Origin of the sequence: Fictibacillus fluitans (assembly GCF_030418125.1) — a bacterium.
Classification (GTDB): Bacteria; Bacillota; Bacilli; order Bacillales; family Fictibacillaceae; genus Fictibacillus_C; species Fictibacillus_C fluitans.
Genome location: NZ_JAUHTR010000015.1, coordinates 63,504 through 84,529, shown reverse-complemented (window position 1 = coordinate 84,529; position 21,026 = coordinate 63,504). Strand labels below are relative to the sequence as shown.

General features: G+C 44.1%; 26 protein-coding genes. 8 read left to right on the top strand and 18 right to left on the bottom strand.

Going from position 1 to position 21,026, the window contains the following annotated elements:
* Positions 1-23: 23 nt before the first annotated feature.
* Positions 24-407, bottom strand: a complete 384-nt coding sequence (locus tag QYB97_RS20685) for an OsmC family protein (protein ID WP_301167926.1) — start codon at positions 405-407, stop codon at positions 24-26.
* Positions 408-539: 132 nt separating this feature from the next.
* On the opposite strand from QYB97_RS20685, the gene QYB97_RS20680 reads away from it, so the two are divergent.
* Complete coding sequence (locus QYB97_RS20680) at positions 540-1,724, top strand: MFS transporter (protein ID WP_301167925.1); 1,185 nt, start codon at positions 540-542, stop codon at positions 1,722-1,724.
* A 141-nt stretch (positions 1,725-1,865) separates the two neighbouring features.
* A complete protein-coding gene (locus QYB97_RS20675; RefSeq protein WP_301167924.1) occupies positions 1,866-2,315 on the top strand; it encodes a TlpA disulfide reductase family protein in 450 nt (149 codons plus the stop codon).
* Between the two features lie 377 nt (positions 2,316-2,692).
* Here the strand turns inward: QYB97_RS20675 and QYB97_RS20670 are convergent, their stop codons facing one another.
* The 3 genes from QYB97_RS20670 to QYB97_RS20660 all read right to left on the bottom strand — a co-directional run bounded on the left by QYB97_RS20670 (position 2,693) and on the right by QYB97_RS20660 (position 4,801).
* Positions 2,693-3,175, bottom strand: a complete 483-nt coding sequence (locus QYB97_RS20670; protein WP_301167923.1) for a VanZ family protein — start codon at positions 3,173-3,175, stop codon at positions 2,693-2,695.
* 172 nt (positions 3,176-3,347) lie between these two features.
* Positions 3,348-4,223 (bottom strand): YihY/virulence factor BrkB family protein, encoded by an 876-nt coding sequence (locus QYB97_RS20665; protein ID WP_301167922.1) that lies wholly within the window; start codon positions 4,221-4,223, stop codon positions 3,348-3,350.
* A 47-nt stretch (positions 4,224-4,270) separates the two neighbouring features.
* Positions 4,271-4,801: a YtxH domain-containing protein gene (locus tag QYB97_RS20660; RefSeq protein WP_301167921.1), complete on the bottom strand. Its 531-nt coding sequence runs from the start codon at positions 4,799-4,801 to the stop codon at positions 4,271-4,273.
* Positions 4,802-4,965: 164 nt separating this feature from the next.
* Here QYB97_RS20660 and QYB97_RS20655 point away from each other — a divergent pair, with 164 nt between their 5' ends.
* The gene (locus tag QYB97_RS20655) at positions 4,966-5,220 is read left to right on the top strand and encodes a GlsB/YeaQ/YmgE family stress response membrane protein (protein WP_301167920.1); all 255 of its coding nucleotides are present in this window, start codon (positions 4,966-4,968) and stop codon (positions 5,218-5,220) included.
* Positions 5,221-5,267: 47 nt separating this feature from the next.
* On the opposite strand, the gene QYB97_RS20650 is transcribed toward QYB97_RS20655, so the two are convergent.
* Both QYB97_RS20650 and QYB97_RS20645 read right to left on the bottom strand, forming a co-directional pair.
* Positions 5,268-5,699 (bottom strand): GNAT family N-acetyltransferase, encoded by a 432-nt coding sequence (locus tag QYB97_RS20650; protein ID WP_301167919.1) that lies wholly within the window; start codon positions 5,697-5,699, stop codon positions 5,268-5,270.
* An 11-nt stretch (positions 5,700-5,710) separates the two neighbouring features.
* Positions 5,711-6,181, bottom strand: coding sequence for a low molecular weight protein-tyrosine-phosphatase (locus QYB97_RS20645; protein ID WP_301167918.1), 471 nt, complete (start codon positions 6,179-6,181; stop codon positions 5,711-5,713).
* Positions 6,182-6,296: 115 nt separating this feature from the next.
* Here QYB97_RS20645 and QYB97_RS20640 point away from each other — a divergent pair, with 115 nt between their 5' ends.
* The gene (locus QYB97_RS20640; RefSeq protein WP_301167917.1) at positions 6,297-7,022 is read left to right on the top strand and encodes an SIR2 family NAD-dependent protein deacylase; all 726 of its coding nucleotides are present in this window, start codon (positions 6,297-6,299) and stop codon (positions 7,020-7,022) included.
* A gap of 247 nt (positions 7,023-7,269) precedes the next feature.
* Here the strand turns inward: QYB97_RS20640 and QYB97_RS20635 are convergent, their stop codons facing one another.
* Positions 7,270-7,671: a secondary thiamine-phosphate synthase enzyme YjbQ gene (locus QYB97_RS20635; RefSeq protein ID WP_301167916.1), complete on the bottom strand. Its 402-nt coding sequence runs from the start codon at positions 7,669-7,671 to the stop codon at positions 7,270-7,272.
* Between the two features lie 98 nt (positions 7,672-7,769).
* Here QYB97_RS20635 and QYB97_RS20630 point away from each other — a divergent pair, with 98 nt between their 5' ends.
* On the top strand, positions 7,770-8,537 hold the full coding sequence (locus QYB97_RS20630; RefSeq protein WP_301167915.1) for a DUF3050 domain-containing protein: 768 nt from the start codon (positions 7,770-7,772) through the stop codon (positions 8,535-8,537).
* A 34-nt stretch (positions 8,538-8,571) separates the two neighbouring features.
* Here QYB97_RS20630 and rsgA read toward each other — a convergent pair whose 3' ends face one another.
* Both rsgA and QYB97_RS20620 read right to left on the bottom strand, forming a co-directional pair.
* Positions 8,572-9,633 (bottom strand): ribosome small subunit-dependent GTPase A, encoded by a 1,062-nt coding sequence (gene rsgA, locus QYB97_RS20625; protein ID WP_301167914.1) that lies wholly within the window; start codon positions 9,631-9,633, stop codon positions 8,572-8,574.
* A gap of 386 nt (positions 9,634-10,019) precedes the next feature.
* A complete protein-coding gene (locus tag QYB97_RS20620; RefSeq protein WP_425589831.1) occupies positions 10,020-12,446 on the bottom strand; it encodes an immune inhibitor A domain-containing protein in 2,427 nt (808 codons plus the stop codon).
* Between the two features lie 520 nt (positions 12,447-12,966).
* On the opposite strand from QYB97_RS20620, the gene QYB97_RS20615 reads away from it, so the two are divergent.
* Positions 12,967-13,269, top strand: coding sequence for an Mpo1-like protein (locus QYB97_RS20615; RefSeq protein WP_301167913.1), 303 nt, complete (start codon positions 12,967-12,969; stop codon positions 13,267-13,269).
* Between the two features lie 20 nt (positions 13,270-13,289).
* Here QYB97_RS20615 and QYB97_RS20610 read toward each other — a convergent pair whose 3' ends face one another.
* Complete coding sequence (locus QYB97_RS20610) at positions 13,290-15,188, bottom strand: ABC-F family ATP-binding cassette domain-containing protein (RefSeq protein ID WP_301167912.1); 1,899 nt, start codon at positions 15,186-15,188, stop codon at positions 13,290-13,292.
* 189 nt (positions 15,189-15,377) lie between these two features.
* Here QYB97_RS20610 and QYB97_RS20605 point away from each other — a divergent pair, with 189 nt between their 5' ends.
* A complete protein-coding gene (locus QYB97_RS20605; RefSeq protein ID WP_301167911.1) occupies positions 15,378-15,623 on the top strand; it encodes a hypothetical protein in 246 nt (81 codons plus the stop codon).
* Between the two features lie 54 nt (positions 15,624-15,677).
* Here QYB97_RS20605 and QYB97_RS20600 read toward each other — a convergent pair whose 3' ends face one another.
* Entirely contained in the window at positions 15,678-16,457 is a 780-nt protein-coding gene (locus tag QYB97_RS20600; protein ID WP_301167910.1) for a TIGR00266 family protein, read from the bottom strand.
* Between the two features lie 162 nt (positions 16,458-16,619).
* Positions 16,620-16,787: a hypothetical protein gene (locus QYB97_RS20595; RefSeq protein WP_156412591.1), complete on the bottom strand. Its 168-nt coding sequence runs from the start codon at positions 16,785-16,787 to the stop codon at positions 16,620-16,622.
* 117 nt (positions 16,788-16,904) lie between these two features.
* Here QYB97_RS20595 and QYB97_RS20590 point away from each other — a divergent pair, with 117 nt between their 5' ends.
* Positions 16,905-17,090, top strand: a complete 186-nt coding sequence (locus QYB97_RS20590) for a hypothetical protein (protein WP_090237438.1) — start codon at positions 16,905-16,907, stop codon at positions 17,088-17,090.
* Between the two features lie 39 nt (positions 17,091-17,129).
* Here QYB97_RS20590 and abc-f read toward each other — a convergent pair whose 3' ends face one another.
* The 6 genes from abc-f to gerPC form a co-directional block, all read right to left on the bottom strand.
* Positions 17,130-18,782, bottom strand: coding sequence for a ribosomal protection-like ABC-F family protein (gene abc-f, locus QYB97_RS20585; protein WP_301167909.1), 1,653 nt, complete (start codon positions 18,780-18,782; stop codon positions 17,130-17,132).
* Positions 18,783-19,024: 242 nt separating this feature from the next.
* Positions 19,025-19,495 (bottom strand): Hsp20/alpha crystallin family protein, encoded by a 471-nt coding sequence (locus tag QYB97_RS20580; RefSeq protein WP_301167908.1) that lies wholly within the window; start codon positions 19,493-19,495, stop codon positions 19,025-19,027.
* A gap of 39 nt (positions 19,496-19,534) precedes the next feature.
* Positions 19,535-19,729 carry a spore germination protein GerPB gene (locus QYB97_RS20575; protein WP_301167907.1) on the bottom strand — a complete coding sequence of 65 codons (195 nt, stop codon included), beginning with the start codon at positions 19,727-19,729 and terminating at the stop codon, positions 19,535-19,537.
* The gene (locus tag QYB97_RS20570) at positions 19,726-20,187 is read right to left on the bottom strand and encodes a spore germination protein GerPE (protein WP_301167906.1); all 462 of its coding nucleotides are present in this window, start codon (positions 20,185-20,187) and stop codon (positions 19,726-19,728) included. The genes QYB97_RS20575 and QYB97_RS20570 overlap by 4 nt, the downstream gene beginning before the upstream one ends.
* A gap of 1 nt (position 20,188) precedes the next feature.
* Complete coding sequence (locus QYB97_RS20565; RefSeq protein WP_301167905.1) at positions 20,189-20,368, bottom strand: spore gernimation protein GerPD; 180 nt, start codon at positions 20,366-20,368, stop codon at positions 20,189-20,191.
* Entirely contained in the window at positions 20,343-20,984 is a 642-nt protein-coding gene (gene gerPC / locus QYB97_RS20560) for a spore germination protein GerPC (protein WP_301167904.1), read from the bottom strand. Before gerPC ends, QYB97_RS20565 begins: the two co-directional genes overlap by 26 nt.
* Positions 20,985-21,026 lie beyond the last annotated feature (42 nt).

Genomic DNA, 21,026 nt, shown 5'->3' with positions numbered 1-21,026 from the left:
TCCCTTTGAGGAATGCTTTTTCTTTATGAAACCAGTTCAAATGAATCACTGATATGGATGCTGTCTTTCACTGACTGAACCATTGAACAGTTTTTCTCTGTAACGCGCAGTGCTTTTTCGATTTTCTCAGGTGAAAGGTTATTCCCCTTCAAAATAAAATGCATATGGATACTTTCGATCCGGTCTGCTTCTTCCTTATTTCTCACCACATCTGCTTTAATTTTGATATCTTCCACATCCAGCCTCATTTTTGCAAGTACTTTTCGAAGCACTCCTCCGCTGCAAACCGCCACAGATGACACCATCAGCTGATAAGGCCTGAAGCCATAGTCTGCATCTCCGGAAACATCAAGGGATCCATATTCAAATTGTGTTTGAAACCCGTTTTCTCTCATAGTAAATTCCATTATCATCACCTCATATACCATACAGTTTATACAACTTTCCATGGTTTTTACAAAAATTGCGATTTCCTGTCCATGCCAAGGCTATTCATTGTAAAATGAAATTAGATTTGACGTAAAGGATAGGTTTAACTAATGGCTGTATTAACACGATCAAAATTCTCCGTTTTAGTAAGTATTGTTTTTATCTCAGGATTTTCTCAGGGAATGCTTCTGCCTTTGATCGCGATTCTGTTGGAAGAGGCAGGCACTTCTTCCACATTAAACGGATTAAATGCAATTGCTCTGTATATTGGCATTGTACTGGCCTCACCTTTTATCGAAAAACCGATGAGAAGATTTGGTTATAAGAAAATTATCCTGTCAGGGCTTGTTCTTGTGACTGTATCTCTTTTTTTATTCCCCTGGTGGAAAGCATTCTGGTTTTGGTTCGCGCTTCGTCTGGTGATTGGAGTGGGAGACCATATGCTTCACTTCTCCACACAGGTTTGGGTTACATCCAACAGCCCCGCTGAAAAACGCGGGCGGAACATCGCTTTGTACGGAATCGCATTTGGTGCCGGTTTTGGCATAGGGCCGCTTATGACCCGGCTGGCCTCTGTAAACGAAGCTTTGCCTTTTCTTATTTCAGGAGCTTTTTGCCTGATCTCACTCTTTATTATGACGTTCATTCAAAATGAATTTCCAGAATCGGAAGGTGTAAAAGAAGCAGGAATGAATACGTTCAGACGCTACCGGGAAGTTATCCGTTCGGCCTGGGTAGCCCTCCTGCCTGCGTTTGGCTACGGATTTCTGGAGGCTTCATTAAACGGTTCTTTCCCTGTTTACGCATTGCGGAATGGCATACCGGTCGATTGGGTCTCCATTTTGCTGCCATCCTTCGTGGTTGGTAGTCTTATCTTTCAATTGCCTCTTGGATTGTGGAGTGACCGGTTTGGCAGGAGGAGAGTACTTCTCGTATGCCTTTTTGTAGGATTCCTGGCCTTTACAACGACGTTATGGGCAGGGAGCAACATGTGGATTTATTTGCTTATGTTTTTCATAGCCGGAATGTTTGTCGGTTCCCTGTTTTCACTTGGAATTACGTATATGAGCGATCTCCTTCCCCTGCATCTACTGCCTGTTGGCAATATTATGGCCGGAATCGCTTTTAGTTCCGGAAGTATGACCGGTCCGCTTGTCGGCGGCTGGCTTATCGGAGCATTCCAATCAGGCGCCTTTATTTACGCAATCAGCGGCATGCTGTTTATTCTCCTCCTTGTCACCTACTTTCATAAAGGAACAGGTGAAAAAAATCAGCAGCAAAAAAACGCAGGCTGAGCAACCTATAATATAAGCACTCATAATGCATACTAGAGAAGGCAATATTTTTGCAATCTGTGCTGAAATTCCTTATACTTATAATAGAAATTAAATAATAATAATTATAAATAAAACAATTAGCAAAGGAGCCACTTATTCATGAAATTACGCGATGAAATGCCGGAACTAAACGGCGCAACCGAATGGATTAATGGAGAAGTTAAAAAAGAAGAGCTAATCGGCAACAAACCGACTCTTATTCATTTCTGGTCTGTAAGCTGCGGACTATGTAAAGAAGCTATGCCTAACATCAACAAGTTCCGTGATGATTATAAAGATGAACTTAATGTCGTTGCCGTGCACATGCCACGTTCCGAAAAAGATTTGGACCTTGACCAAATCAAAGAAGTAGCAAAAGAACACGACATCAAACAGCCTATCTTTGTTGATAACCAGCACAACCTTACTGATGCCTTCGAAAACCAATACGTTCCAGCTTATTATGTTTTCGACGCAGAAGGAAAACTCCGCCACTTCCAAGCAGGCGGCGAGGGCATGAAAATGCTCACCAAACGTGTAAACCGAGTATTAGGAAAAGAAACGAAGTAAGTTGGAAAAGCTGAATGGCCTGTTCAGCTCCGAAAAGCGTTGGAACTCCTGAATGGCAATACGCCTTTTGTGTTGCTTTGAAGGAGTGAAACGGTCGAGGAGCTAGGTCATGAAGTCTGGACAAGAAAAGCTGAAACCCTGTACAGAGTCGACCAGCACTGGAGGACTTGGGCATAAAACGCTTTTTGTTTTCTGACAAAGACCGAAGTGATCGAGTCTCTAGGCGTTGAAGCTGGATCATATTTTGTTGTTAGGAGCCGCCTGAACTTCTGTCAGGCGGCTCTTTTTTATGAAAAGTCAAACCGCAACTAACCCATCATCCGCCCTCTCCACCCGCACAAAAAGCTCGAAAAACGGCAAAAAGGCAGCTGTGGGAGCTACCTTTTTCTCTTTATTATGTTATTTTCAACGATTCGGTAAATCAGGGCGCAAAATTTAAACACTGCAAGCCCGACCATAGTGCCAAATCCGTTTAATAAGATGTCATCGATATCAAAAATGCGATGGGCATAGCTATATTGCAGGACTTCGATCACTGAGCTTGTCCCGAATCCGATGAAGAACATAAGTCCCCATTTTGAAAAGAAGCGATGGATTAGTGGAGGCAAGAATCCCAGAGGAAAGAACAAAATGACGTTCCCGATAATGTTTTTGAAAATCAGCCAGTAATCGCGGCTTTTCCACATCAGCCTTATGCTGTCAAAGAGCACCAGGTTTAGTGATTTCCCGTACACATAATGGTTGTATGTAAAAAGAGTGGCGTATATCAGAATCGTAAAATAAATTAAAAACATGAACCAGCCGATATTTCTCCACTTTAACCGGGCCTTTTTCTTTGTTACATTTTTATTCTTGGTCATTTTCCTTCTCCATTCAATTGCTTGATCCCGGCCAATCGCAGAACAATCCATATATCTTCCGCTCAAAAACGCCCTGTTCATTATACCATATGAGGTCGGTAGTAAATCATGCGTTACGGGGATAAATTTGTGCAATAAAAAAACCGCTAAATGCGCGGTTTTTTTAAATAGCTTATCTTGTTTTTGTCAGCAAGCCTCTTTCATATGCCTGATCCACTTTGAATTTGTGCAGTGTCGCATTAATCACGCCGCCAAGAACGATAACCATTCCTGTTAAGTAAAACCACAGCATGAGGACAATCACGGCTCCAAGGCTTCCGTATGTAGCGGAATAATTTCCGAAGCTGTCGACATAAAATGCAAAGCACAAGGAAACAATCAGCCAGGCAACTGTGGCAAAGATAGCCCCATACCATACTTCACGATATTTCAGTCTTTTGCATGGTCCCGTGTAATAAAGGATGGAAAATACTACCGCAATGACCAGAAAACTAATCAGCCAGCGCATTAATCCCCATATGCTGAGGAAGACCTGATCCAGTCCGAGATAGGAAAAAATAAATTCACCAATCATTTTCCCAAAAACGGGAAGGACAAGAGAGACAACGATAGCAATAATCAGTCCAATGGTAAGGAACACGGCAAGGGTTCTCGCCATAATAAACGACCGGCACTCCTCAACCCCATATGCTTCATTCAACGCCTTAATGACCGCATTTACGCCATTTGACGCAGACCAGAGAGTAGCAATGATCCCGAAGGAAAGCAGTCCTCCCTTTTTGGATTCAATAACAGTCTGCAGGTTTTCTCTGATCACCTTCATGGATTCACCCGGTACGACATTGTTTAACACTTTAACAGCATCCTCCGGAGATATAAAGATACCACCAAGTGTGATCAGGAAAATCAAAAATGGAAAAAGAGACAAAAGAAAATAGTAAGCGAGCTGTGCGGCCAAATCCGGTACGTCATTTTTCTTAAAACTGTGCATAAACTCCACTGCAAAGGATTTTGGCGATATGCCTTTAAGCTGGCTAAATAAATTCATATAGGTTCACCTCGCTGTTTGAGCCCATTGAAAAAAAAGGGCAACGTTTAGTTGCCCTGATTTCTCCCGATTACATGCGGTTCATTGTCTAAATCCGCATAGGATGGACCTGAAGTAGAAGTAGATGAAGTTGGTGATGTGGAATTTTTGTCTGAAATTTCAGCTACTGTATCTTTGCTGTGTTCTTTGACATCCTGTCCGGCATCCTTTAGTTTGCTGCCGATTTTAGCAACTTCGCTTCCTGCTCCTTTTACTTGTTCTACAGCTTGCATTCCTGTGGTTTTCACACTGTCCACTGTATTCATAAGATGCTTTACATCTTCTACTACATCATTTACAGCTGTAGATGCGGATTGAAACGTTTCCTTCATGCCGCTTGTCAAAGATTGCGGATCATCTTTTACCGTTCTTGCAAGGTTCATGGTCGTATCTTTCATCCCGACGGAACGCTGCTTCATGGATTGCCGTGTTGAACGGTCCAGCATAGCAACTGCAGCCCCAAGAGCAGCCCCAATTAAAATGCCTTTTAAAAATTTACTTTCATTTTTCGGATACGGTTCGTAGCTTTGATAAGCCATTTTTACATCTCTCCTTATAATAAAGTATTTGCGTCAGTGTACGGATTACATTCCCGATGCTTGGAATGAAAAAACATTTTTTTATTTTTGTTTAATTTTTTTAATCAATGGGTATCTTAACGGTACAACACAATAAAACAAAAATTTTAAGGAGGAACACACACATGAGTTTTCTTTGGGCACTTATTATAGGTGGTATTATTGGTTGGTTAGCAGGAGTAATCACAGGACGTGACGTTCCTGGCGGAATCATTGGTAACATTATCGCAGGTTTTGTTGGAGCTTGGCTTGGAGGACTAGTTCTTGGTGACTGGGGTCCTACAGTAGCAGGTTTCGCGATCTTACCAGCGATCATTGGTGCGATTGTCGTTGTATTGATTGTCAGTGCTATTATGCGTGGTATGCGTAGAAACGCATAACACTCAATACTAAAAAAACCGTTGCGCCATTAGGCGCAACGGTTTTTTTATGTGGCAAAATCTTTTTTAAATACATGGCTGACCCTGGCATAGCCCATTCTTGCCTCATAAAACCGGTGGGCATCTGTCCGTGCTGTGCCAGAGGAGAGGGCTACACAATTACAATTGTTTTGCACTGCAAACGATTCAATGAATGAAAGCAGCTCTTCCCCGTGGCCTTTTGAACGGACATTCTCATCGGTCACCAGATCGTAAACCCACACATGCTTCCCGTAGTAAAGATTGGTCAACACGGCAAAACCCCCAACAGCAACAAGCGTTTCATTATCATAGCATGCAAGCACTGTATAGCCGTTCAGCTTCATTTCTTCATATAAAGAAAGAAACAATGCTTCTGTTAAGTGAGGACGCAGCTGCTTCATGACTGGAAATGCTTCTTTTACTTCCACCGGTGTTGAAAGCTCTCGAACAATACCCATTTCGTTTCCTCCTAAAGGTTTTCTCTCTGCATTATCTCATCAAGCAGATGAGTGCATCCTTCCTTTACCATTGAGTAAACTTCATCAAAATTCCCTGTAAAATACGGGTCCGGGACATCCTGCACTTCGCTTCCAGGTACATAATCCATAAGTCTTGCTACATGTTCCACAGGTGTATTGCCGGCGAGCTGCTGAAGATTCCCGACATTTTCAGCATCCATTCCGATGACGTAGTCATACTCAGAAAGATCGGCACCTGTAATCTGCCTTGCTTTTTGCCCTTCAAATGAGATTTTTTTATCTGTTAACAGCTTTTGTGTCCCCTCATGAGGAGGTTCACCTTCATGCCAGTTTCCGGTTCCGGCAGAATCCACTGAAATTTTATTCTCCAATTTCCGCTTCGATACCATATCCCTGAAGATTGCTTCAGCCATTGGTGAACGGCAAATATTGCCGAGACATACAAACAGTACTTTAATCATTCAAGACTCCCCCATCTGTTTCCATACTATTTTAAAAGTATACCGTTAAATGGGCAAAAAAATAAGAAGAAAACCTTTAGTGTACTATAATGGGTACTAAAAGGAGTGATGTCTCTTGACGGATCAACAGGCGATTAAACAGCTGGCCACTTGGTTAAACGATTCTTCTTATACGGTCGTATTGAGCGGAGCCGGGATGTCCACCGAAAGCGGAATACCCGATTTCAGGTCAAACAATGGACTTTGGAAAAACTTTGACCCGGCTTATGTTTCATCAGTCGAAGCCCTGGAAAATCACTATGATCTTTTTAACGAATTTTACTCTCTTCGTCTGCAGGATGTTGAGACCTGCATGCCTCATGAAGGATATGAAGCTTTGGCAAGATTGCAGCAAAATGGGATGATTCATGCGGTTGCTACCCAGAATGTTGACGGCTTTCACCGAAGATCCGGGGGCAGGAATATTTATGAACTTCATGGATCACTCCAAAAGATTTACTGCCATACCTGCAGCAACATGCATTCAGTGGAAAATTTTAAAGAAGGGGCAGCCTGTTCATGCGGAGGGAGGCTTCGGCCATCCATCGTTCTTTTCGGTGAACTTCTCCCTGAAGATGTATGGCATCAAGCAATCACAGCCATCCGGCAGGCGGATTTGGTATTGGTGATTGGCACAAGCCTGCAGGTTTATCCTGTGAACCAGCTTCCTTCCATGAGCCAAGGAAGGACCGTATTAATCAATCGTGAGCCTACACCGATGGATCGCCTTTTTGACTTATCCATATACAGCAGCGCAAAAGACACCTTGTTAGAAGCAGAAAGACTTTGCCTAAATAGTTAGCAAAAGAGGCTGTCCTAAAAGTCAAAAATTGACCTTCAGGCAGCCTCTTTTTTGCGTAAAAAGCATCCATGAAAAGTTGATTGTAGTGGAAGGTGCGAGACTCCTGTGGGCCTAGCGTGACAGGTGAGACTCCCGCAGGCGCTTGCGCCAAAAGGTAGGCGTTTACGCCGGTAAGGCTCACCGCACGCCCCACGGAAAGCGAGCGGCCTGGAACGAAAAACAACGGCTTCTTGGAGAGCCCCTTTGCTTAATCCGGGAGCACTTTTACAAAGTATTTCCGGGAACGGGGCCCATCAAATTCACAGAAATATATGCCCTGCCAGGTCCCAAGAACAAGATCGCCATCATTGATTATGACCATTTGAGAGGAACCCACCGTACTTGCTTTTAAATGAGAAGCGGTATTGCCTTCCCCGTGGCGGTACTTCGGATGTTCCCACGGGTACACTTCGTCAAGTCTCATCAGCATATCTGATTTTACATCCGGATCGGCATTTTCATTGATTGTTATCCCTGCGGTTGTATGGGCACAATATACATAAAGAATTCCTTCCTGTACACCTTGTTCCTGGATATATGCACGAACCGTTTCCGTTATATCCAGCATTTCATCCCGATTATGTGTCTGTATCGTGAATCTTTGCAGCAAAACTGATCACCTCGCTATATTTTTCGTTATCTTATAACCATTACCATTCTGGCAAATCATCAAACACCGGAACTAAAAGAAAGGATTGCTTACTTACTATGGAAAACGATGTTTTTAATGACCTGAAAGATATACGGGAGGAACTGCTTCATCATCCTCTCTACAGACAGCTGACGAATTCAGAACGGGTAAAAATCTTGATGAAGCACCATGTATTTGCGGTGTGGGATTTTATGAGTCTCCTGAAAAAGCTACAAATTGAACTTACCTCTGTGTCACTGCCATGGATGCCGGCACCTCATCCGGAGTACGCACGATTTATTAATGAAATTGTTTTGGGGGAAGAAACAGATGAAGACGGGGAAGGCGGATTTATCAGCCACTTTGAGCTTTATCTAAAGGGAATGAAAGAGGTAAAAGCAGACACCAATCCTATTGTGACCTATCTTACAAGGGTTAAAGAAGGAGAAGACGCCCTTCTTGCACTTGAGTCGGATGAAATTCCAAAGAGTGCTGCTGCATTTACACATCACAGCTTAAAACTTGCTCAGCAGGGTGAAGTGCATGAGGTGGCCGCTGCTTTCTTTTTCGGAAGAGAAGACTTGATTCCTGACATGTTTCAGGTTCTTGTTGATGAAGTTTCTTCTCACGGAGTGGAAGCCAAAACACTTAAATATTACCTTAACCGCCACATTGAACTGGATGGGGATGAGCATGGCCCGCTTGCGGAAAAACTTTTGCTTGCGCTGTGCGGCGATGATCCGGAAAAGCTGCAGCAGGCAAAGCAAGCCGCTATGAAATCCTTGAAAATGCGCATCAAGCTTTGGGATGGCGTATTGGATGAGATAAAAAACCTTCAGGCGTAAAAATAAGCAGCCGGAAAATCCCGGCTGCTCTTTTTTATTTGCGGTTCACACGAGTACGATCCCCGCTGATTTTTTTCCACTTGTTTTTTGCTGCCAGTGCTGCACGCTGATCCTCTTTTCTCGCGAGGAACGCCAGCTCTTTTTGCAGCTTAACATAGCTGTTGTAGCGGTCCTGATCCAATGTGCCGTCTAAAATGGCGGCCTGCACCGCACATCCCGGCTCTGTTGTATGACGGCAATCCCTGAACCTGCAGTTGTCGGCAATTGCTTCCACATCCGAAAAACTCTGGCTTACCCCTTCATCCGCTTCCCACAGCTGAAGTTCCCGCATTCCAGGAGTATCAACGACTACTCCTCCATCCTGAAGCAATACCAGTTCCCGATGAGTCGTGGTATGGCGGCCTTTGTCATCATCTTCCCGGATGGTCTTCACTTCCTGTTTCTTTTCACCGTACAGAGCATTTGTTAACGTGGATTTCCCCGCTCCCGAAGACCCAAGCAATGCCACAGTCTGGCCCGATTCCAGGTAAGAAGACAACTGATCAAGCCCTTCTCCTTTTTCAGCACTGATGACATGGACAGGCACTCCCATCGCGATGCTCTCCACTTCCATTACCTTTTGTGAAACGTTATCACAAAGATCCGCCTTACTCAGAACAATCACAGGGTTTGCCCCGCTCTCCCAGGACATGAGCAAGTAACGCTCCATACGGCGAAGGTTAAAATCGGTGTTAAGGGCATTCACAAGAAAAACGGTATCAATATTGGCCGCCACGATCTGTTCTTCGGTTGTAACTCCTGCTGCCTTTCTTGAAAACTTGCTCTTTCGTGGCAAGATCGCATGAATGGATGCTTTCTGCTCCTCCGGCCTCGCAGTAATGACCACCCAGTCACCAACTGCAGGATAATCCTGTCGTTCGGTGGCCCGATGGCGAAGCTTTCCTGTCACTTCAGCAAGAAGCTCACCATGTTCGGTAAACAAGCGGTACATCCTCTTATGCTCGAGAGCCACTCTTCCTACCGTAAAATGTTCTTGATCATAATCGGTAAAATGATTTTCAAAAAAAGATTCCCAGCCTAATTGTATTAAATTCAATGTAATTTCCTCCAATGAGATAAGTTGTTTTTTTGCATAAAAAAAGACCGTGTCACCGGTCCGCAGGAAGCTGCACAAACAGCAGTCTTCCTTACAAAAATAAAAACCCGTGGGCATAATACACAGCCCGCGGGTAAATACACTTAACCATTGAAGTTTGCACAAACGTGCATCAAAAAAACTAAAGGTCCAGGTTACCGGAGGGCTGTGATATGAAATTAACAACAATGATGGCAGATACAATAGCGATGTTCATAAAACATACCTCCTTAAAAGACTCTTTAATATCTTAACTATAGTATAAGTATGCAGGATTTGTAAACATGTTATTCAAAAGATTCAAAAAAAACCCTGAATGGCTGAAGCCACCCAGGGTTTTTCAATCATTATCTTTTGCGGATCCAGATTGTACCGGCAGAGTTGTCGCTTGCTTCACCTAGTACATGGAACTGTAATCCAAGGTGCGGAAGGATGCGTCCTGCATCAGCAATAACACCATCTTCTTCGGCTCCGTTGTAATCAGTCCAGTCGATGTACTCTCTGGAGTCATCAAACGATCTCACACCTTTAAGTCCTTTGTAATCAAAGATACCGCGGGATGGAGAGTTAATGTACCAGGATGGAGCCTTGTCAAATGAGAAGGCAGCATCTGCCACCTGGTAGCGAGTAGAATTTTCAATGGTAGGTTTGCCATTGAGTGTACCAACGATTGCTTTAGGGTGGGAATCTACCACTCCAAGGAATCCGTAGCCAGGATGCGGGCCAGTCCAGTTATCGGAGTAGCTGTCATCGGCATACCATACCACCATACCTGTGTTGTACTTTACTCCGCGTGCGAATTTAAGAGCTTTATCCGCGCCAGCATAGTTTCTCCACTCGAGGTAGTAGTTGTTTGCTTTTAATTCAACACCATCTGTAGCTTTTGCACCGCCAGTGAACGTAAGCTTAGGTGTACCCTCAGCATCGTCTGTAAAGACTACTTTACCGTCTACAGTCAGTGAAAGGTTGTCCATCGCAAACCCTTTCAACGCTAATCCGCCGTCGGTTACATAGTTAAACACAAGTTTCACTTTTTGTCCGGCAAACTCAGATAGGTCATAACTCTTGTCGACCCATTCGCCATTGGAAGTTTCAGCTTTAGTGTCACCATTAGTATCATCATCACCAATAACATCGATAACCTTTTCAGTACCATTGCTAGTTACAGCTTTAACTGTCATGAAGTCGTAATCGTACTCAACTTCGTAGTTTGCTTTAAAATCAAATTTTGCAGATTTAGCATTTGTAAGGTCGAATTCAGGCGTTGTCATTGTGGTGTTCAAGCTATCGCCTTTTGTGCTATAGAAGTACTTCTCACCAAAGGCAGGTTTAATATCCTGTATTTTTTTGTCAGGAAGATTCACTTTCACGACCCCTGGATTCTTGGACTTGGTTACAGACTGGTCAACAGTCGTTAGAAGACCGAGCTTATCGACGTCCTTGTAATCAATTTCCTGAATGTTTGCCCAGTTTCCTCCCATATTTTTTTGGAAGAAGTCTTTATTTTGCGGTGAGAAGCTTGTAGGTGTTGTTCCTGCAATTTCCCCGTTCCAGCTTCCGCCGCTCATGATGGACCATGAAGCAACCGGCTCACCATCATCGGTATATTGTGTATCATACTCATCTGGAAGGCCTAAGTCATGTCCGAATTCATGGGCAAATACACCAACCGCACCGTCTTCAGGCTCAACTGTATAATCGAACGCAGCCATTTGTCCGCCCCAGTAAGGAACATCCGTTGAAGTTCCTGGGATCTTATATGGCTGTTGGCCAATTGTCCAGCGGTGAGACCAGATTGCATCGTCTCCAAGTGCTCCTCCGCCAGCTTCCTGTCCAACACCAGCATGGATTACCATCAAGTGGTCAACCAATCCGTCCGGCTCATTGATGTTGCCATCACCATCAAGATCATAAATATCAAGATTATCATAGTCTTTTAGATTAATACCTGCTTTAACAGCAGCGTTCAAGGAATCTTTAATGAAATCACGAGGTCCCAGTGGTGCCTGGTTGTCATTTCCGCCTTTCGGTGAATCATCACCATAGTCTGCGGCTTTACCAGGAACCGTGAGCCATGGGGAAACCGTTCCTTCTACAGTATAGCTTCCGCCGGATTGCTCTTCATAGTACTGCTTGAATGTTTCTACCTTTGATCCGTCAAACAGCTCAAAAGGCTTGTCCCCGAAAAGCATTTTCTGATAATGCTGCTGGTTAAAGTCATCAGAATACATATAGCCTGGTTCCTGCTCAATGTTGTTGTGTTTGAAATCAGAGTACTCTGCCAAAAGCACAAGTACTTTGTCCTTTCTTACTGGACCATCATATTTCTTGCCTTTTGCCGGTTTAACATGGACAAAACCGTCAGAAGAACCGCCTTTTTGCAGCTTTGCATGGCTGTTGTTCAACTTCTTGGACAACTGCTCCTTTTGCTTTTTAAGGAAAGACTTTGTTTTTTGATCAAAGCTCTTCTTGCTGGATGATGAAGAAGCAGCGATGTTTTCTGCTCCACCTGTTTTTTCATTTTTACGCTCTATGTACTTCTGTACTGCCTTGGCTGTATCAACCTTTGATGCATTCTTGGCGATTAGCCCACGTTCTTTCAACGCCTTAGCGAGACGATCCTGATCGACAACATTCATGTCGACCGGTGCAAACTCAGATGTTTTACCCTTCGACGGCTGTACATCGCTTGCAAATGCCGATGGTGACAATAGACCCAAAGAGAGTCCGCCAATCAAGAGCGATGAGCCCAATTTTTTTGACCAATTTCCCAATGTAACCCCTCCTGTTTTTGAACAGCATGAATTTTCTGTATACTTACTTTTTAAAGGTATCATATTACTAAGCTAAAGAGGATTGTACTAATTTACTAAAATAGCATTTTTTTCATATTTTTATTTAGTTCTTTAGACCCGAATAACCCTAAAAAATTACAAAATAACCCATAATCCGTACGATATGACCGTATTATTCTAGTACCAAATTTATGCCAATCTGCTTATCTCGTATTCACTCCTGTAATTATAGATGAATTGGGTAGCATACGAATGATCTACTTTTTCGCAGAAAAGCATAGCGTTATCCCACCTTTCTGTAAGCCTCTGTAAATGACTGCTTACTAAAAATATCATAACAAGAGTCTTTTGAAACGGGACTATACTACTATTATTAGAATATTTATACTATTTAAAAAATACAATTGTCCATGCTGTAAGGATTTCTCATTTTTATGTCATTATTGAAGGAATGGCTGCCTTAAAGCCCGAATAAGTCACCCATAAGGAGGGATAAAAGATGGCCAATCAGTCTTTTATTGAAAAGTACAAAGAGGATCATCAGCACCCCATAAATAAATTGACCCACACGATCGGCATACCGATGATCGTTGTTTCGCTGCCTCTTTTTTTCTGGCGGTGGAAACTGGCACTTGTGCTGTTTATTACTGGATGGATCCTTCAATTTATCGGACACCTTTTTGAAGGAAAAAAACCTTCATTTCTTAAGAATCCTGTCTATCTTCTTGTAGGCCCTGTCTGGTATGCCAAAAATATTCTTACAGGCAAAGCATTTAAAAAGACAGAAAAACCGCACTTGTAAGTGCGGTTTCGTTCTGCGTTTTATTTATTTTTTTCAATCTCTTCCACGAGTACTGAAAGCTCTTCCCAGCGGTTCATGGCCACTTCAAGTTGGGCTGCCACTTCTTGCTGTTCACGGAACAAGCCATCAATCTTGCCAAAGTCACTTCCCGCGGAGGCAATCTGCGACTCTATTTCTTCATGCTTTTCTTCCAATTCCGCAATGGTGTCCTCAATGCTCTCCCATTCCTTTTGTTCCTTGTAGGACAGGCGGCGGGCTTTTTCTTTTTTCGGTTTTAAATCAGCAGGAGCAGCTGCCGGTTTGGACGCTGCCAGTTCTTCTTCTTTTCTTTTTTGCTCAAGGTATCCCGAATAGTCACCATCAAACCTATCGACCTTCCCGTTCCCCTCCAGGGCAAAAAGGTGATCCATCGTCCGGTCAAGGAAATACCGGTCATGGGAAACGGTAATGACGGCACCCGGAAAATGCTCCAGGTAATCTTCCAAAACGGACAATGTTTCAATATCCAGATCGTTTGTCGGTTCATCCAGGAAAAGTACATTTGGTTCATCCATCAATACCCGCAGCAAGTACAAACGCCTTCTTTCCCCTCCGGAAAGCCTGGAAATATACGTCCATTGCGAGCTTGGAGAGAAAAGAAACCTCTCGAGCATTTGCGATGCAGTGATAGAGTGGCCATCCTTTGTATAAATGACCTCAGCCGCTTCACGTATATACTCGATGACCCGCATGCTCTCATCCATTTCCTCATGGTTTTGGGTGTAGAAGCCCAGTTTAACGGTGGGTCCTGTTTCCACCTGCCCGGTGTCCGGAGAAATCTTACCTGCCAGGATATTTAAAAGCGTCGTTTTACCGCTTCCGTTTTTACCAATGATACCCAGCCTGTCATCCGGCATGACCAGATAACTGAAATCGCTGAACAGTGTCTTTCCGTTAAACGATTTGGAGATCTCCTCAATTTCGATCACCTTCTTGCCGAGTCTTGCGGAACCGATCGCCACATCCATCTGGCCTTTTTGTCCGGGACCCTCTTGTTCTTTTAACGCTTCCGCACGCTGAACTCTTGCCTTCTGTTTCGTTGTCCGGGCTTTAGCTCCCCTTCGGAGCCATGCCAGCTCACGGCGAAGGAGATTTTGACGCTTCTGTTCCGAAGACGCTTCACGTTCTTCCCGCTCAGCCTTCTTGTCCAGAAACATTTCGTAGTTTCCTTCATACGCATACAGATTTCCGCCCTCAAGCTCAATCATCCGGTTCGTTACCCGGTTTAAAAAGTAACGGTCATGCGTCACCATCAGAAGGGCGCCTCTGTATTTGGCAAGAAAGTCCTCAAGCCATTCCACCGTTTCATTATCAATGTGGTTGGTCGGCTCATCCAGTATGAGAAGATCAGCCGGCTGGATCAGCGCGCGGGCAATCGCCACCCGTTTTTGCTGTCCGCCGGAAAGTGTGCTTACCTGCTGATTAAGCATCGTTATGCCGAGACGGTTAAGCACCGTTTTCGCCGTGGTATTCGTGTCCCACGCATCCATGGCATCCATCTTCTGCTGAAGGGAAAACAGCTTGTTCTGAAGCTTTTCGTTCTGTGGATCTGCTTCAAGGCTGCTCATTGCTTTTTCATATTCGCGCAGCAGCAGCATAAGCGGGGAATTCCCATAAAATACAGCCTCAAGAACCGTAACTCCCTCTTTGAAATAAGGAGTCTGCGAAAGATATTCGATATGAAAATCATTAGCATGAATGATTTCTCCGGCGTCAGCCGATTCCAATCCCGCAATGATTTTAAGCAGAGTTGACTTCCCTGTTCCATTGACACCGATAACGCCAATCCGCTGCTTTTCACTTATTGTAAAGGAGATATCCTGAAACAGGGTTTTATCTCCGTAACTCTTTGAAAGTTGTTCAACCGATAATAAACTCATTTGCTCCTACCTCAGATCTATAGTTATCTTCCTTTATTGTAACAAAAATTGCTGAACAACCCGTACAATCGTGATTTAAAAAGTGGGGTCTGTTATGATATTAAAGGTTAAATGGCCTCTCTTCAATAAGTGGTTTAGATAAGGATGGATAAGGCTATGTAACTATGGAAACTAAAAAGGGGGAACACAATGGATAATATACAGCCCAACGGTCCTTTAGATGCCATCGGTGCGTTAATGGGCATCTTTAGTTTACTGTCCTTTATCGTCATGATTTTTATCATCGTTTTGACCATCATCTTTTTGTTTAAGGCCATGGGCTTTATGAAACGGAAATTGGAAGCCGACCGTTTAAGAAACGAGAAGCTGGAACGGCTGATCGAGCTTCAATCGAATGAAATTAATCGGTACCAGACAGAGGAAGAACGTACATAACCCGCAAAGAAAGGATGGCGCCAGGGCGCCATCCTTTTGTTTGCCTATATTAAATCAATCTCCATCAAAGATGTTGAACAGCCCTTTTGCCATGCTTCCTTCATCCTTTGATTGAGGAATCGCCGCAAAGACTCTGCTTGCGAGCCTGCTGAACGGCAAGGATTGGATCCAGACTTTGCCGGGGCCGCGAAGTGTCGCAAAGAACAGCCCCTCACCGCCGAAGAGGGCGGTTTTTACTCCCTTCACCATTTCGATGCTGTAGTCGACGTCCTTTGTCATCGCAACGAGACATCCGGTATCCACACGGAGAACTTCGCCGGGCTGAAGGGTTTTTTCATGAATGGTACCCCCTGCATGAACAAAAGCCATTCCGTCTCCTTCCAGCTTTTGCATGATGAAGCCTTCACCGCCGAAAAAACCGGTCCCAAGCTTCCGCTGCAGCTCGATGCCAACCGATACTCCTTTTGCTGCCGCCAAAAAGGCATCCTTTTGACAGACCACTTTTCCGTCATATTCGCTTAAATCCATCGGAATGATTTTTCCGGGATATGGAGAAGCAAAGGAAACGTGTTTTTTACCTGAGCCATCATTTGTGAAGGTCGTCATAAACAAGCTTTCTCCCGTCAGCATGCGCTTGCCGGCATTGAACAGCTTGCCCATCAGCCCTGACCCCTGGGAAGATCCATCCCCAAAGATGGTTTCCATGCTGATGCTGTCCTCCATCATCATCAAGGCGCCGGCTTCCGCTACAACCGTTTCACCGGGATCCAGCTCCACTTCAACAAACTGCATGTCATCTCCATAAATTTTATAATCAATTTCATGGTTATTCATCGTTCTTCCTCCTAAAGTATGTAAAATCAATACTCCTTCTACGCATGAACGCATTCGAAGGTTTCACTACTTAGAATACGTTTTTTTTGATCGATATTCCTTTATATAAAAAAACTTCCGAATTTTTTTTCGGAAGTTCACGATTATTATCTATTTAAATGTTTATTGTACTTCTTTTTTTGTCAGACCTGAACGCAAGGTGTGCCGGATAAACCATAAATTGATGAGTTCTACCTTTTTGTTGTACTCATTTATATTTAAGCCGCCCTGTAAGTGTTTCTTCCTGATGATAAAAAAGTACTTTTCCACAACCTGGCTGTAGTCTGCCATGTGATGCTCCTCCTCAAAAATACAATTAATAGTGTCTTATACCCGCTTCATAAAAATTTTAAGCTCATATTTACGTATTTATTTGGGACAGACTACATAAAAAAGGAGGACTGTGTGATGTCAGAAAAAGAAACCGATTACGAAGGAAAGAAAAAGCTCTATCTGGACATTGACCGGATGATCAATGAAGGGATGGCCGGAGGAACCGTTGCCCACGAGTATGATTTGAATCAAATCAGCTATTCCACTGAAATTGGTGATGAGGAAGAACCGCCGATCCGGCAGGAAGAAGACAAGAAGTAGTAAAAGCAGGGAGTCCGTCGACTCCCTGCTTTTTTATAATCAGTTTATTTTCCGTTTGATCTGCTGTATGTTTTTAAGCAGCTCTTGATACCGCTGCTCAAGCACTTCTTTCTGATCGCCTTTTCCGGGCATGGACAATCTTCCAATCAGGTTTGCACGTTCAACCTCAAGCGCTAACAGCTCTTCCTGTCCCGCCATAGAATTTTTATTGTCCTTATTTACACATTGCTGCTCATAGTCAGCATAGTTTCCCTCGAAAAACAGACAGTTGCCTTCCTTAAACACCAGCAGATGGTCGGCCACCTTGTTCATCAGCTGCCGGTCGTGGGTCGCAAACAAAATGGTTCCCGGATAACCGGACAGGACATCCCCCAATGCCTCCCGCGTGAAAATATCCAGATAATTTGTTGGCTCATCCAGTAAAAGCAGATTAAAGTCGCCGAGAAAAATCTTGGCGAGAGCGGTTTTCACCCGTTGTCCTCCGCTCAGCACGCTTACCTTTTTGTGAACATCTTCCCGTTTAAACAGCATCCGGGCAAGCACGGTCCGAATAAACATCTTGCTGTAAGGACTCTGTTCCGATACATTTTCCAAAATCGACCGTTCCCCGTCCACTATCTCTAAATTTTGATGGAAGTATCCGATCTTTAATGCCTGGGAGGCGGCTATTGCCGGATCACCGCTCAGAATCATATTCATCAAGGTGGTCTTCCCGCATCCATTTGGCCCCGTCAACGCCACTTTCATTCCAGGCTTTACAGCAAAAGAAACGGCTTGGAATAACTGCCTTTCCCCAACTGCTTTCTCCGCATCTTTTACCTGTACCGCATATCTCGCATGTACCGGGCTTAATTTTGCGATATCAAACTGAACATTCTCCATTTCCTTCGGTTTATCTTTTTTCTCCAGGTGCTCCATCCGCTTTTCCATGGCTTTTACATTTTTCATCATGGCAGCCTGCTTGCTTTTTACCTTGCCTTTTCCCAGTTTGGCTTCACTATGGCTCATCCTGGACGGCTTTTTTTTCATGCTTTTGACTTTTTGCGTTTTTTCTCTTGCCGCTTCCTTCAGCCGCTGCTTTTCTTTAGTATAGGCCTCATATTCGAACTGCTGCCGTGCAAGGTTATGCTCCTTCTGCTTTTGATAAGATGAATAGTTACCTGTGTAAAACAAAGGAACAGTGTCCGTAATTTCAATTATTTTTGTACATACCGTATCAAGAAACGCACGATCATGAGAAATTACCACCACGGCCCCTTTATAAGAAGACAGTTCTTGTTCAAGCTGCTGTATTCCATCAAGATCAAGGTGGCTCGTAGGTTCATCCATAAACAGCAAATCGGGTTCCTGTTCAAGCGCAGCTGCAAGAGACAGACGCGTTTTTTCACCGCCGCTCATGGACGAAAACTCTTTGTGGCCGACTCCCCATTTCTCTTGCAGTTTTTGAGAAGGCACTGCCATCGTTTTGTCTCCAAATTGAAAAACACATGCGATTTTTCCGTAAGCGCGGACCTCTCCTTTATCCGCTTGTTCTTTGCCAGCAAGGATATGCATCAGGGTTGATTTTCCTGCGCCGTTTTGCCCGACCACTCCGATCCGGTCTCCGCTATGGATCACCAGTGCCTCCTTCAGCTGAACAATGAGCTTGTCCTGATACGATTTTTCAAGATCCGCTGCTTTCAATAAAAGCATAAAAAAACCTCCCTGAGAATCAGAGAGGATTTAGCTGCACAAAAAACACCCGATCACTGAAGATCACGCAAAAAGAAATCAGGTATAAAAATGGGCACACTAATCCTGTCTGAAGTTTATTTTCAAAAAAGAAGATAAAGTTCGTGTAAAGACAGGAGTTAGTTGCGCATTGGACGATATACCTTTTCCTTTCCAAAATTTATTCTCTTTTAGTTTAGAGCGGCCGGGGTACCTTGTCAATCTCAATCGTCAAACCGGCGGATGTCTACTTTTTTCGGCTTTTGCCGGTCGGCCGGCAGCCGGTAGAGCCTGAGATATAAAAATCCTTTTTTATACGTGGCCTGAATGGCATCACTCCGAACTCTGCAGGGAAGCTCAATTTCTCTGCTGAAACTGCCTGAGCCAAATTCCTGCTTGGCAATTCTGTACTTGCCACCGATAAGGTTGGTTTTCCCTTTGATATGAACGCTTCTGTCGTCCACATACACATCCACATCCTCGGCTTTTTCCAAGCCAGGAATGGCAGCAATGCACAAAATTTCATTGTCGGATTCGTAAATGTTTATAGCCGGAAACCCCTTTTCTTCTTGCGGCTCAGCCTGCTGGGTCCTTGGTTCCTCATCCTGCTGCTGTCCATAAGGCGTAAAGAAATTTTGTCCCAGATACTGATCGGCAAACTTCTTCCATTCCATCATTTGTTTCCAGGAGTCCACGCAACATTCCCTCCTTTCGTGCAAGGTTAAAGCCTGTCATCAGGATGGAGCCGGAAGTTCCACTGTCGGAAGGCTGGCCAGCGGCGGTGCCGATCCGGTATAGCCGCCGGTATTGTACAGGTTGGAAACCGGGCGGATCATACCCGCACTTCCAATCTGCATAACAGAGGAGTTCTGAATTCCCTGCACCTTTAATTGATAAATCGTAATCGTTTGGTTCACAAAGAAATTCACGGCTGTTCCCCCCTCCCTTTTGGTTCCCGGTTATTCCGTGATACAGGTGCAAAAGGAACAATGGACAAATTTTTCGGATCAGGATTCGTCCGGTAATCACGGACATGCTTTACTCTTGATTCCAAATCAATGTTTTGTATGCCACCAATATGAAGCATGGCAGCGGTGGAAATACCGAAAATATCAATCGAATTGACTTTAATAAACGCTGGGTCATGGTAGGATTCCATAACTACTTCCTTTGGCGGAATCGGCGGGGGACGTACCATCGTAAATATCTGATACTTTGGGTAATCGAGCAGATTCCCGAGCGCAGTACTAAACTCGGGTTCGTATTTTTGGATGGCAATAGCCCTTGAAAACGCGGTATGTTCATCCGTATCCCCCACATTGACAATGGAAGAAAATAAAATTGAGCGAATATGGATATGGTTCACTTCCGATGTGCGCGGAATCATTTTATACAACCGATAAAGGAACAAGGGAGGTTCCGACCACCAGAGCTTCCGGTGGTGTATCAAAGGCAGAGGCAAGCGCGATGTGGCCGGCATCACCCACCAATACAAGCGAAGAGATGCTTACCCCCACAATCTTCAAGTCACCTATTGAAAGATCATGATTGATCACCTGGTATTTCATGGTTTTCGCCTCCGATGTTGTTATTTTTCAAGCTCAGGATAAAATGCTCCATTCCTTTGTAAACATCGCCTTTTACCTTGTTCTCCACAAGAAGAAACCCTTCCTGATTCTGAGGGGGGTACTTTTGAAGGTAATGTTCAAGTCTTCCCGGCAGCTGTGTCCGGATATCATTGATGATTAACTCATGATAGGTTTCTTCTAATTTATGATCATGCTCTTCTTCAATCTTGGCTATGTCTTCCGCTGCTTCAACGTTTAAATATTCTTCAAGGTTGCCCATAATTTCAGTATATTCCCTGCTCGAACTCATGGATCCCGGCGGGCTTCCTCCATTATTGGGGACAGCGATCGACTGTCCCCCCACTGTAAAATCATCCACAATATTTTTACCATCCGTATCCGAACTGAGCCCGATGTTCAGCGTTCCGTCGAGCCTCTCAATTTTCAGCTGATCGAACGAATATTGGATTTGTGTGGTCGGCTGGTCTTTTACCTTTTTCATATCCTTCGTCAAGTCTTCAATCTGCTTCTCCAATTCACACACTTTATCCTGGAGGCATTGAAGCTGCCCCTGCACTTGCTGTATATAATAGTACTGATTGTAGGTGTCCGACATAACATCATCTCCTTACTATGTTTTATGCCGGACCTAACCCAA

Coding starts and splice junctions, on each gene's coding strand:
- QYB97_RS20685 (WP_301167926.1), bottom strand. CDS start 407: ATGGAATTTACTATGAGAGAAAACGGGTTTCAAACACAATTTGAATAT.
- QYB97_RS20680 (WP_301167925.1), top strand. CDS start 540: ATGGCTGTATTAACACGATCAAAATTCTCCGTTTTAGTAAGTATTGTT.
- QYB97_RS20675 (WP_301167924.1), top strand. CDS start 1,866: ATGAAATTACGCGATGAAATGCCGGAACTAAACGGCGCAACCGAATGG.
- QYB97_RS20670 (WP_301167923.1), bottom strand. CDS start 3,175: ATGACCAAGAATAAAAATGTAACAAAGAAAAAGGCCCGGTTAAAGTGG.
- QYB97_RS20665 (WP_301167922.1), bottom strand. CDS start 4,223: ATGAATTTATTTAGCCAGCTTAAAGGCATATCGCCAAAATCCTTTGCA.
- QYB97_RS20660 (WP_301167921.1), bottom strand. CDS start 4,801: ATGGCTTATCAAAGCTACGAACCGTATCCGAAAAATGAAAGTAAATTT.
- QYB97_RS20655 (WP_301167920.1), top strand. CDS start 4,966: ATGAGTTTTCTTTGGGCACTTATTATAGGTGGTATTATTGGTTGGTTA.
- QYB97_RS20650 (WP_301167919.1), bottom strand. CDS start 5,699: ATGGGTATTGTTCGAGAGCTTTCAACACCGGTGGAAGTAAAAGAAGCA.
- QYB97_RS20645 (WP_301167918.1), bottom strand. CDS start 6,181: ATGATTAAAGTACTGTTTGTATGTCTCGGCAATATTTGCCGTTCACCA.
- QYB97_RS20630 (WP_301167915.1), top strand. CDS start 7,770: ATGGAAAACGATGTTTTTAATGACCTGAAAGATATACGGGAGGAACTG.
- QYB97_RS20615 (WP_301167913.1), top strand. CDS start 12,967: ATGGCCAATCAGTCTTTTATTGAAAAGTACAAAGAGGATCATCAGCAC.
- QYB97_RS20610 (WP_301167912.1), bottom strand. CDS start 15,188: ATGAGTTTATTATCGGTTGAACAACTTTCAAAGAGTTACGGAGATAAA.
- QYB97_RS20605 (WP_301167911.1), top strand. CDS start 15,378: ATGGATAATATACAGCCCAACGGTCCTTTAGATGCCATCGGTGCGTTA.
- QYB97_RS20600 (WP_301167910.1), bottom strand. CDS start 16,457: ATGAATAACCATGAAATTGATTATAAAATTTATGGAGATGACATGCAG.
- QYB97_RS20595 (WP_156412591.1), bottom strand. CDS start 16,787: ATGGCAGACTACAGCCAGGTTGTGGAAAAGTACTTTTTTATCATCAGG.
- QYB97_RS20590 (WP_090237438.1), top strand. CDS start 16,905: ATGTCAGAAAAAGAAACCGATTACGAAGGAAAGAAAAAGCTCTATCTG.
- abc-f (WP_301167909.1), bottom strand. CDS start 18,782: ATGCTTTTATTGAAAGCAGCGGATCTTGAAAAATCGTATCAGGACAAG.
- QYB97_RS20570 (WP_301167906.1), bottom strand. CDS start 20,187: ATGATTCCGCGCACATCGGAAGTGAACCATATCCATATTCGCTCAATT.
- QYB97_RS20565 (WP_301167905.1), bottom strand. CDS start 20,368: ATGAAATACCAGGTGATCAATCATGATCTTTCAATAGGTGACTTGAAG.
- gerPC (WP_301167904.1), bottom strand. CDS start 20,984: ATGTCGGACACCTACAATCAGTACTATTATATACAGCAAGTGCAGGGG.